Here is a 9,512-nt window from a genome sequence, read left to right on the forward strand (position 1 = left end):
GGAAAAAATAGCCTAAATAGGCTGATTCGATGTGTTTGCGGGAAAAAAATCGGCCCAGATCCGCGAAATTTTAATCAGCGAGTCAGCTTGGGAAGAAATGACCTGCTTATTCGCACCTTCCCTAACACATTATCCAGCTCGGCACATTCTAAACATTGTGAGAGATGGCTGGGATAAATCAGTTGATATATTGATTACTGAACTGCGACGTTATCTTGCGCCTAACGAATTAGCTTCGCTAGGAACAAATCCAGTAATACCCTTTATACCCTCATTCAAACATTAAAATAAATGGGGCTACGGCCCCATTTTTTACTCACGATATAAGATGTAATAACATTTTCTGACCTGCATACTGTTGTTCAGGTAACCACAAAGTGCTTCACGACCATCCTGACTACGACCTATCCATAGGCCAGCCAAGCGTTTATCTGGTTGCTCAGACAGTATGAAAATTTTGCTGTTAATAAGACCAATGAATGGGCGTTCTACTCCCTGGGGGACTACAAAATTCCCCAGCGGTTTGTAACTTTCCAGGTTCAATACGATCGCAGCTGTCTGGTCACTGGAATTGTCAGCATCGTCCTGTTGCTCGCTGGCAGCAGGTTGTTGGTAGTTTTGAGAAGGCTGCTGAGCATAGAAATCGTTCGGATCGATCGATTCTGCGCTGGTTATGAAGGGCAATAGTGCTAAAAGGCCAAAAACAGCTTTTTTCATATGTCCACCATAGGGTTATGCGTTTAAATATGATTAGGCTATCAGTACCAATGCTGTCAGGCTAAAAACAATGGGGACAAATTGAGGGCTTTTATGTTGTGTTTATTGCTATTTTTGTCCTGCAATAGCATCTATTTCACACAATACACAGTGACATTTAGCTGGTGGCTCAAGTCGTTCGAATTGCGTCAGATTATGCAGACGTAATCGAGGTATACGTCTGACAGCATGATGGCCACACGAAAGTTCAAGAAACCAGATTCGTCCGTTACGGCTCCCGTCCTGAACCTTTACGTTTACAACTTCTCTCCATATGCGAATCATGGCTAACCTTCTGCCGGGCTCGGTGGTTCATCGTTGTCCTGGGTAATTTTAACGTAATCACCCTGATTGATAACGATTACTTCATTAAGATGAGGGCTGTAACGTACCCTCTCTACTTCGTCGAGATAGTCCACATGTCTACGCGCCTTGTTATTCGAGAAGCCGAGCGCTTTCCCTATTGCGTGAACTGATGGCCCACGGCCACCATTTCTGTTCATGTATTTTTTGACATACGTGATGATTGCTTTCCTGTCACTGGTCATGTCCGGGAGTTCGGCAATGTCATCATGACCTTGTCCTTTCGCTACGCGCAGCGTCATAGACTTTCTTTCACCATCGATAATGATTCGTCCCTGGTCATGCAACTGCCGGATACGCCGGGAAACGAGCCCTTTTGAATACCCCAGAGAAGAACAGATCTGCTCGTAAGACGGTGCTGCACCCTGCTCTTTGATTTCTGTCACAATGAAATCAAAGAGCCTGTCCAGGTGGGCATTTGCTTTTGGGGCGTTCTGTGCTTTTCCAGAAACACTACCGGCGTTGTCTTCAGTCATATCCCTTCCGTCCAGTTGGTGGTTGTTAATTAATGCGGGCTATCGACGTTCTTCGTCGAACTGAGACTAAAAGGCACGACGTCCGCTTTTACATCAGTTAAGGAGTGATTACCGCAGAGTTGCCCTTTAACTTTAGTCAGGCCCACCAGCGCATCCTCAAGCAGTTCTGATTCCTGAGATGTCACATTACTACCCAGTTCCATACCGATTTTTTCGCCCGCGTCCTTGAGGATACTGATAGCACGATCGATAGATTCACTGTACATAATCGCCACCTTGTTCGTTTTGTTAACATAGCCAATTAGTGCGTGTTCAGCTATAGCTGAGTTGTTTTATCACCTGTTTATGCGGCCCTTTTTCTTGCCAGGCAGCGAGCTAAAACCCGTTCCCTGGCTTCATGCTGCTCATCGATACAAAGCTGAATTCCCAACCCCAGGATGTAACGCTCCTGAAGTTCTGCCGGATGGAGGAAATTGAGCGCGGTGAAACCAGCTGGCACGGAACCATATTTGGCCAGGCTGTCTTCGTAACGTCGCTGGGCTATTTCACAAATTAAGTTATATTGAGCAATAGCTGCCTCACGTCCAACTTGATTGAATATTTCAACCGCCAGGACTTCCGAACATGTCTGCATTTTTGCATCCGTTTTGTTTACCTGACATCAGTATCACCCCGATGTGCTGGCTAACGAAATTTACGGATAGATGAATGTAATGAGGGGAATAGAACGTAATGGAATGTTTATACTGAACCCAAATTATGGGGAGCTTGATAATCAAATGTGGAAGTCTGTTGAGAAGCAGACTTCCAGACTTGGTATTAACTGGTTTTCTGACTATTAAGCCAGCTGATTAGCTCATCTTGCGTGTCAAAAGACGCGACAAAGGTCTGCTCCTGATCAGGACGTTGTGCATCCCTTATCGCTCTGAATGGAGCTTCACCGCTATAGTAGAATATTGGCTCCGCACGGCGTTTGACCCATGCTGATTGCTCGCGCTCTGCGAGCTCGCAGGCTTCTTCGTAATTGTCCGCTACTCCCAGCACTGTCGAACGATCCCAAGCTCCTCCATTCAGGCATCGAACAGTGATTTTCCCGTCCGGGCAAGTAATGCCATATGGATGATCCCACCAGGCATCAAGCTGAGACTTTGAGCGCTTTTCATTAGGTGTATCGTCGAAGTTTTTAGGTAATACCGGATTAAGGGGTATGCAGTTTGGCACTTGGATTCTCCCTGTAGCCTGAATCTACAAATAGGCAGTAAGCAATGTTCGTCAGGTTAACATGTACCTCCTGTTAGGTAATTAAGTACTTCGTTCCATTTTCGATATTCGCGTTATCTGACTCATTTTCTCCGACTTCAGGAGATCTCCATGCTGCTACGTAAGCCATGTGAATCAGGCTTGTTTTTCGCCCCGCTTTGACCCCATTTCCATGATGTTCTCAAACCTCGCGCTGTTACAGTAGGACAACTGCTACTGACGAGGTGAATATGACCAGATACCTTGGATACTGCGCCCTTGCGCTCCTTACCGTCCTGCCGACCGCTTCGGTATATTCTGCTGTACAGAATGATACAATGGGCCTATACGCTCCCGATCCCAGCTACACACCTGACATCCAAAATTCAGCACCTGTAACGCCTTCTCCGGGGGATGACAGTCTGTACAGTGATGACGTACCCGATTCATCTACCGCTCCAGAAAGCACCATTACCCCCCTGAATAGCTTTGATGTTATGTCTTTTTCTATAGGGCCGGTAAGCCTGCGGATGACAGCTTCTGAAGCGATCACTGCTATCACTGACAAACTTGGCCAGTCTGCTGGTGAAGAAATTCAAAAGCGCTACAGTAACAACTCATTGAATAGTATTTTCTGGGGAGATGCTCACCAGGAGACGGTGGTCTATTTTATCCCCGATACGGCAGTTGACCCCATTGAGCCGGTGGCTTACAAAATCCGCTTTTCATTCAGCAACCCTGATCTCTTACTGAAGTCGGCGATCGAGAAATATGGAGAGCCTTCAGTCTCTGATGCCCAGAGAGGTCGTTATATCTGGTGCAAGGCACTGGCGGAGAAAACGAATAAGTGTGATGACAGTAAATCTGAGCTTACGCTGACAACGCGAGAAGTTGAAGACACTGGCATCCTGACTCTCAGCGACCCAACGGTCTCATTTGATGCCTCGCGGACTGCAACGGCCACCCCGGATAAAGACCAGGCTGCGACTGAAGATAACCAGGGGCCATTGCCACAGCTCTGAAGTCGTCCGTCGCTGTCCAGCATCCTTTTGCAGGATTACTAAACCGACTGAATTCGTCAGCCGGTTTTTTTATCTGAATTTTACATTAGCGTCTGAAAGTACGCTTTCCAAACGGGCTTATCTCTTTGACGTGAAAACCCGCATTAGTCAGCATCCTGGCCATGACAACTGATGCAGGAAGACAGGATGCCTCCACTTTATGGCCGGGAGTAGCATCCAGAATACTTTGCAACATGGAGCGCCCAAATCCTTTTTGTCTTTGACTCCTGGTAACACCAAACATCCTGATTTCCAGATGTGAAGCAAGTCCATTTGCACCATTTTTGCCCGTCAGTAGGGCAAAACCTATCGCTGCGCCATTATGTTGAGCATCAAAGACAAACAAGAAATCGGCGCAATTCTCTCCCCGTTCCCGCCTGGCAATGGCTTCTGAGATCTGACTTTCGAACTGAGACAGTCCGTCATCATCATCAAAGTTAAAATACCCATCCCGCATACCGTCGCGAATCACCGCTATGATAAAGGGAACATCCTGTTTGGTTCCAAAGCGCATTTCAGGGGCAGATAACACCGTCATCAGTTTGTCTCTCGTAACCGTTATTATTCCATCAATTTGATTACATGGAGGTAAAGAGGTCAATAGAAATGAACGGGGTATTTCGCTGATGACCATTTGATCGGTGTTAGTGGTTTCAGTAGCAGAGCCAGGAGGTATATAAGGCCAGCAAAAATGCCAGCCTTTTTCATTTAAACCGGTTTTCTTATGATTCTCTTGATCGGCATTCCTGCCTTATCAAAATATCGGGTTGGCCATATTTCTTGAGGTTCTTCACCAATTGCATTAGCGATGATGATCTCGCCTCTAGGCCAGTCACGTGTCAGTGCATTTGCCAGAGTGCTGCTTGAAAGACCGTTAGCCCTACTCAGTGAGGCAAGTGACAAACCTTTCTTATGTAGCGCAGCTATGATGTCTGCCTTATGCCAGTCCTGTTTTTCCATCTCCATTTCCTTTGGTGGTGAATCGGAACATGGTTTGCAGTACCAGCTAATGACGACTGGCGAGCCGTAAGGCTCCCACGCCCCGACCCACCATTGACAAAAAACAGGCGAGCGAGTGCGAACCGTTCAAGTACATGAACGGCGTGTCATTAGTCGGGGCTGCAAATCCCCACTCTTACGATTTAGTAAGGGCTACAACAGTTTACAGCATTTAAAGGGTGTATCAGAAGTGTTAATGCCGTAAGTTTGCGAGTCGGTTTGAAATTCAGATAATAACTATGCTTAATGGCCTGTTCAGGAAAGCACTTCGATGCTGTTCATATAGCCAAAGCCGAATATCCGCTTTCTGCCGATCCCGAAAGCGTATGCCTGTTCAAGTGCGCCGACATCTTCAATCACGCATTCAGCATCGTACTGGCTCATCGGTACAATGATCTTGTGGGATGTACGGCCAACGCTCCCGGGCTTAATAATATGGAACTTGGTGCTTCGAACGATACGTAACCGTCCACAGATCACTCCGGCCCGTTCCAGGTGATAGTGGATATAATCCGGGAGTTCATGGGCAGGTGGACAAATCTCTCTTTTCCGGCCTCCAGCTTCCTCGCGTCGAATAGTGGCCAGCGAGCCGCAGATTCGAATTTTCTGGCCAGACACAAACATGATTTCCTTCATGACTTCGCCAGGGAGCCCGAGTGCAACAGCCGTTCTCAGAACAACCTGGGTGTCGGAGGCACTTTGTTTGCGAGAGTAGAAGGTGTATGGGAGTCGCGACCCAGAACGTTCCTGGACTACCTTATCCAGTTGCTGGTGGATCCCATACACGTCACCTGGGGCGATTCTGAACCTGAGCGCACATTCAAAGTATTTCACGCCACATTCCTTGCTGAACATAATGAATTTTCAATATTAGTTTCAGGGTATGGCATGGACGGCGAGTGACGAAATTATGAGGGGGGAATACGGCCAGTCCTTTGGCCGGTGTGGTCAGAGAATCATTTCGATACTTTCGCCGTGGAATATACCGATCACATCTGTCTTGAGGCGGTTACTCCTCGGCTTTACTTCATTGGCCACGAACTCTGGCAATGGCCGAATTTTCACGTGCTCATCCTGAATGATAATGAACGGCATAGATGAAGCGGCAGAAAGACGCAGTATCTGGTCGGGGTGTTCAGGATCAGCCATCGCGATGTTTGCAGCTGGATGCACTTTAACCGGACGGCGTAAGCGAAGCTTTTCTTCCGGTACACGCGCAATAGCCTTAATCAACGAGTTGAGTCTGACTGATTTATCTTCATCTTCCTCGATGTCCTTGCCCATCTTCTGGAGCAACTCGATTTTGTTAACCCTGCTAAAAAGCGTCTTTTGCCTCCAGCCGAAACTGACCAGATTGACGTTAGCATTATCAAACATACGCAGCTGCCGATAGAGATGCAGGGTCATGACACCAGGGCAGGCGCTATGCAGCGCGTTGAAGCGCATGTATTCCGGTCGGCGATCACCACCGTAGTTTTCGATGATGTGGCGTTGAATGCTCTCTTTATGCTGGTTGATGGATGTCACCAAACGGGTAACCAGCTGAGAGAATTCCGCATCTGTATTGTCGTACCATAATACGCCGGTAGTGCGCCGAGCGGACTTCTGCGAATAGCCATCCCTGATATGCAGGTCAGCGTATGCCGCGCAGGCAGCATGGACAGCATCGTGTCCCTGTTTCAGCTCAGGCATGATGTGTTCGATGGCCATATCTTCTTCGCCATCAGCAACGGCTGGCAGGACGCAGACACTCGCCTTGAGCGGAAGCCGGGAACCCAGCACTCCACGAAGTTGTGTGATCTCGCTCTCCAGCGTCTGGAAAGTTGTTGAGATATTCATTTCTATCCCCGAAAAAGGGCTCTAAACTCCCTCCGCTGCACGGAGGACTGTATGTACATACATACTCATAACAAGCGAAACCGAGTATATCAAGTTCGTTTTGTTTACAGACGAATTTTATCGATGACGAATGAAGTTTTCACTGCTGATTAGCCAATCCTGACGCGAGGGATTTCATTAATGTTAGTGAGATAGGATGGTGACAATAACTCCCGCCGCATCGTCCAGTCTTTGTCGATGCCCTGGCCCGCAAACCATAATTTCCCCCGACCTGACCGGTTAATTCTATCCATCACGCCCATCAACGCTTCACCATTGGCAAAGAGTCGGTTCTCACCAAACAAATCGAGCTGGCTGGTGGCGCTATCATAAAAGTCAGATAGCATCACTCCGGCTTTATGGTATCGGTATCCCTCCTGCCAGATATGCCGGAGCCCTGCGACCGCAGCCGCAATGATTTCCCGGGTATCGGCGGTGGGGTTTTCCAGCTTGACTGTCTGCTGGCCACTGTAAGGGGCCGTTTTCGAATAGTAACTTGTGCCAATAAAAACCGTTATGCAGCGACAGTATTGCTTCTCTTCGCGCAGCTTCTCGCCTGCACGTTCGGCATACTCACACACCGCCTGGTGCATTGCTTCGTAGTGCTCTATTTTCTGGCCGAATGAACGCGAGCTGATGATCTGCTGCTTAACCTTCCTCACCTCTTCCAGGGCTATGCAGGACTCGCCATTCAATTCGCGCTGCGTTCGCTCCAGTACGACTCCAAATGTGTTACGGATAAGCGATGTTGGCGCATTGGCCAGATCGAGAGCAGTCCTGATGCCCATGCTGTTCAGTCTGGTGGCATATCTCCGGCCCACCCCCCAGACATCGCTTACGTCAATATATGGCAATAATTTACGTTGTCTTTCTGGACTGCTGAGATCAACCACTCCGCCTGTTTTAGTCCATGTTTTTGCAGCTTTATTTGCTAGTTTTGCCAAAGTTTTAGTTGTCGATATGCCCACCCCCACGGGTATATGGGTGCTCTTTAATACGGTTTTCTTTATTTCTCTTCCATAGTCATCAAAATTATAATTTTTCTGCATTCCTTCAAACGAAAGGAAAACTTCATCAATACTGTAGACCTCAGTATTACTGGAGAATTTAAATAATGTCTCACACACCCTACGGGAGATCTCCGCGTACAAGGCATAGTTAGAACTGAAAACATGTACACCGTTAGCTTCAAAGAATGCTTTCTTCTGGAAGTACACGTCACCATTCTGGATACCTAATTTTTTAGCTTCCGCTGAACGTGCCACGACCATGCCATCATTGTTCGAAAGGCATACAATTGGCTTGTTCACCAGATCGGGCCGAAAGACTCTCTCGCAGGAGGCGTAAAATGAGTTGCAATCCACCAGGCAGAACATCACAAGGCCTTGTACACGATGAAGGTCACCACGCCAAAAATGGCCAGTTCTTCGCCTTCTTTCAGATAGATCGGTGACATCCGGCTATTCATTGGCAGTAGCGCGGGAGCCGGGCTTAGCTGCAACCGCTTAATGGTGAAATCACCATCAACGGTCGCAATCACAATATCCCCCTCTTTCGCCTCAAGTGAGCTATCCACGATGACCAGATCGCCTTCGTGAATACGTGCCTCTACCATCGATGAACCTGTTACTCGTAAGAAGTAGGTTGCAGATGGATGTTTGATGAGGTGAGTATTTAGATCAATAAATTCATCAACATAATCGGAAGCGACTGAAGGGAAACCTGCGCTGACAGGCTCAACGAACAACGGGAATTGGCCTGGTGATTGTTGTGTCACTGGGATAAGTTTCATAATGCTCTGCTCTTCGTGGTGCTGTATATCCATACAGTATTATAGACAGGAGCCAGGAATTTTCGCACCTCCTTTTCCGAAAGTTATTTTCCGCTATCACTCTTCAGGTTTTTCTTATCACTTGTCCAGAAGTGGGTAACTGCACATAACAAATTGCAACCATATGATTCCTCAGTTCATTTTCAGAATTTACTCGTGCTTACTTCGTATACAATTCGGAATTTATCCGTACATTTTATAAGGAGTAATAACGATGAAGCAGTTTACAAATGAAGCAACTCAACAAATGCTGGCCGACTTTGACAAATCCCCTTTCTCTGACGCTGATCTGGCCGCAATGGATGTGGATGCTCGACAAATTATTGAGCAGAACGCTGAAAGGGATCGCCAACACCCGGTAACAGCAATCTGGCGTGTTGCGGTCGAGGGAAGCCTGACTGCGCGAGGTGGTGTCGTAACCGCTGTTGATAGCGCCAGGGTTATGGATCTAGGCAACGGTCAAATGGTCAAAATCGCAGTGGAGGGTGATGCAGTCACTTATACCGATGGTTCATCTGCACGGATTGTTTCAAGCGCTGGCCAGAAAGCTACACACTTCGAGAAAGGGCTCGCGCTGGTGGGCAGCGTACTGGATAACGGGGATGAAATTGTCTCGACCCCGCAGGACAGATTAGTGCTGTTATCGCGCAAAGGTATGGCTGAAGCCCCCGACTTTCTGGCAATACCCGGAGGCGTGACTCATGGGGTATCGAACTAACAATTATGGCCGGGGCCAGGCGCTCCACGGAGATAAAACCACCACAGGCGCGACCGTCCTTACTTGGGGTCAGTTTGGATATCGAAAATTATTGTACTATAAGGACTTCCCCGGCATGTCAAAGCCGGTATTTATGGTTTCTGTCTGCTCTTCAGTAAAAATAAAGGGGAGAGACTGCGGTACTATAAACG

13 protein-coding genes are annotated in these 9,512 nt (G+C 47.7%); 2 read left to right on the forward strand and 11 right to left on the reverse strand.

The genetic code is table 11. The features are described from left to right. Positions 1 to 312: 312 nt before the first annotated feature. The 5 genes from ACHHZ6_RS24320 to ACHHZ6_RS24340 all read right to left on the reverse strand — a co-directional run bounded on the left by ACHHZ6_RS24320 (position 313) and on the right by ACHHZ6_RS24340 (position 2,816). Positions 313 to 717: a hypothetical protein gene (locus ACHHZ6_RS24320; protein ID WP_008786799.1), complete on the reverse strand. Its 405-nt coding sequence runs from the start codon at positions 715 to 717 to the stop codon at positions 313 to 315. Positions 718 to 1,043: 326 nt separating this feature from the next. After that, positions 1,044 to 1,595: a hypothetical protein gene (locus ACHHZ6_RS24325; protein ID WP_007372149.1), complete on the reverse strand. Its 552-nt coding sequence runs from the start codon at positions 1,593 to 1,595 to the stop codon at positions 1,044 to 1,046. A 29-nt stretch (positions 1,596 to 1,624) separates the two neighbouring features. Then, positions 1,625 to 1,861 (reverse strand): hypothetical protein, encoded by a 237-nt coding sequence (locus ACHHZ6_RS24330; RefSeq protein WP_007372148.1) that lies wholly within the window; start codon positions 1,859 to 1,861, stop codon positions 1,625 to 1,627. A 77-nt stretch (positions 1,862 to 1,938) separates the two neighbouring features. Then, on the reverse strand, positions 1,939 to 2,229 hold the full coding sequence (locus ACHHZ6_RS24335) for a hypothetical protein (RefSeq protein WP_007372147.1): 291 nt from the start codon (positions 2,227 to 2,229) through the stop codon (positions 1,939 to 1,941). A 185-nt stretch (positions 2,230 to 2,414) separates the two neighbouring features. Further along, entirely contained in the window at positions 2,415 to 2,816 is a 402-nt protein-coding gene (locus ACHHZ6_RS24340) for a hypothetical protein (RefSeq protein WP_008786797.1), read from the reverse strand. A 356-nt stretch (positions 2,817 to 3,172) separates the two neighbouring features. On the opposite strand from ACHHZ6_RS24340, the gene ACHHZ6_RS24345 reads away from it, so the two are divergent. After that, positions 3,173 to 3,856, forward strand: a complete 684-nt coding sequence (locus ACHHZ6_RS24345) for a hypothetical protein (RefSeq protein WP_008786796.1) — start codon at positions 3,173 to 3,175, stop codon at positions 3,854 to 3,856. An 85-nt stretch (positions 3,857 to 3,941) separates the two neighbouring features. Here ACHHZ6_RS24345 and ACHHZ6_RS24350 read toward each other — a convergent pair whose 3' ends face one another. The 6 genes from ACHHZ6_RS24350 to umuD all read right to left on the reverse strand — a co-directional run bounded on the left by ACHHZ6_RS24350 (position 3,942) and on the right by umuD (position 8,564). Continuing rightward, positions 3,942 to 4,433 carry a GNAT family N-acetyltransferase gene (locus ACHHZ6_RS24350; RefSeq protein ID WP_000217395.1) on the reverse strand — a complete coding sequence of 164 codons (492 nt, stop codon included), beginning with the start codon at positions 4,431 to 4,433 and terminating at the stop codon, positions 3,942 to 3,944. Positions 4,434 to 4,603: 170 nt separating this feature from the next. Beyond that, the gene (locus tag ACHHZ6_RS24355) at positions 4,604 to 4,861 is read right to left on the reverse strand and encodes a helix-turn-helix transcriptional regulator (RefSeq protein WP_001333498.1); all 258 of its coding nucleotides are present in this window, start codon (positions 4,859 to 4,861) and stop codon (positions 4,604 to 4,606) included. Between the two features lie 288 nt (positions 4,862 to 5,149). Further along, on the reverse strand, positions 5,150 to 5,530 hold the full coding sequence (locus ACHHZ6_RS24360; RefSeq protein ID WP_127649377.1) for a type I-E CRISPR-associated protein Cas6/Cse3/CasE: 381 nt from the start codon (positions 5,528 to 5,530) through the stop codon (positions 5,150 to 5,152). Between the two features lie 312 nt (positions 5,531 to 5,842). Next, a complete protein-coding gene (locus ACHHZ6_RS24365; protein ID WP_007372144.1) occupies positions 5,843 to 6,733 on the reverse strand; it encodes a DNA replication terminus site-binding protein in 891 nt (296 codons plus the stop codon). A gap of 149 nt (positions 6,734 to 6,882) precedes the next feature. Next, entirely contained in the window at positions 6,883 to 8,148 is a 1,266-nt protein-coding gene (gene umuC / locus ACHHZ6_RS24370) for a translesion error-prone DNA polymerase V subunit UmuC (RefSeq protein ID WP_009652912.1), read from the reverse strand. Continuing rightward, positions 8,148 to 8,564 (reverse strand): translesion error-prone DNA polymerase V autoproteolytic subunit, encoded by a 417-nt coding sequence (umuD, locus tag ACHHZ6_RS24375; protein WP_008786793.1) that lies wholly within the window; start codon positions 8,562 to 8,564, stop codon positions 8,148 to 8,150. Before umuD ends, umuC begins: the two co-directional genes overlap by 1 nt. 253 nt (positions 8,565 to 8,817) lie before the next feature. Between umuD and ACHHZ6_RS24380 the strand changes: the two genes are divergently transcribed. After that, positions 8,818 to 9,321 carry a hypothetical protein gene (locus tag ACHHZ6_RS24380; RefSeq protein ID WP_007372141.1) on the forward strand — a complete coding sequence of 168 codons (504 nt, stop codon included), beginning with the start codon at positions 8,818 to 8,820 and terminating at the stop codon, positions 9,319 to 9,321. The last annotated feature ends 191 nt before the right edge of the window (positions 9,322 to 9,512 follow it).

It is taken from the genome of Enterobacter cloacae complex sp. 2024EL-00214 (assembly GCF_043945575.1).
In the GTDB taxonomy this organism is placed as follows: domain Bacteria; phylum Pseudomonadota; class Gammaproteobacteria; order Enterobacterales; family Enterobacteriaceae; genus Enterobacter; species Enterobacter cloacae_P.

Excerpts from the sequence above, each read along its gene's own strand:
- ACHHZ6_RS24355 (WP_001333498.1), bottom strand. The coding sequence starts at position 4,861 with ATGGAGATGGAAAAACAGGACTGGCATAAGGCAGACATCATAGCTGCG.
- ACHHZ6_RS24325 (WP_007372149.1), bottom strand. The coding sequence starts at position 1,595 with ATGACTGAAGACAACGCCGGTAGTGTTTCTGGAAAAGCACAGAACGCC.
- ACHHZ6_RS24330 (WP_007372148.1), bottom strand. The coding sequence starts at position 1,861 with ATGTACAGTGAATCTATCGATCGTGCTATCAGTATCCTCAAGGACGCG.
- ACHHZ6_RS24320 (WP_008786799.1), bottom strand. The coding sequence starts at position 717 with ATGAAAAAAGCTGTTTTTGGCCTTTTAGCACTATTGCCCTTCATAACC.
- ACHHZ6_RS24360 (WP_127649377.1), bottom strand. The coding sequence starts at position 5,530 with ATGAAGGAAATCATGTTTGTGTCTGGCCAGAAAATTCGAATCTGCGGC.
- ACHHZ6_RS24365 (WP_007372144.1), bottom strand. The coding sequence starts at position 6,733 with ATGAATATCTCAACAACTTTCCAGACGCTGGAGAGCGAGATCACACAA.
- umuD (WP_008786793.1), bottom strand. The coding sequence starts at position 8,564 with ATGAAACTTATCCCAGTGACACAACAATCACCAGGCCAATTCCCGTTG.
- umuC (WP_009652912.1), bottom strand. The coding sequence starts at position 8,148 with ATGTTCTGCCTGGTGGATTGCAACTCATTTTACGCCTCCTGCGAGAGA.
- ACHHZ6_RS24345 (WP_008786796.1), top strand. The coding sequence starts at position 3,173 with ATGGGCCTATACGCTCCCGATCCCAGCTACACACCTGACATCCAAAAT.
- ACHHZ6_RS24380 (WP_007372141.1), top strand. The coding sequence starts at position 8,818 with ATGAAGCAGTTTACAAATGAAGCAACTCAACAAATGCTGGCCGACTTT.
- ACHHZ6_RS24335 (WP_007372147.1), bottom strand. The coding sequence starts at position 2,229 with ATGCAGACATGTTCGGAAGTCCTGGCGGTTGAAATATTCAATCAAGTT.
- ACHHZ6_RS24350 (WP_000217395.1), bottom strand. The coding sequence starts at position 4,433 with ATGACGGTGTTATCTGCCCCTGAAATGCGCTTTGGAACCAAACAGGAT.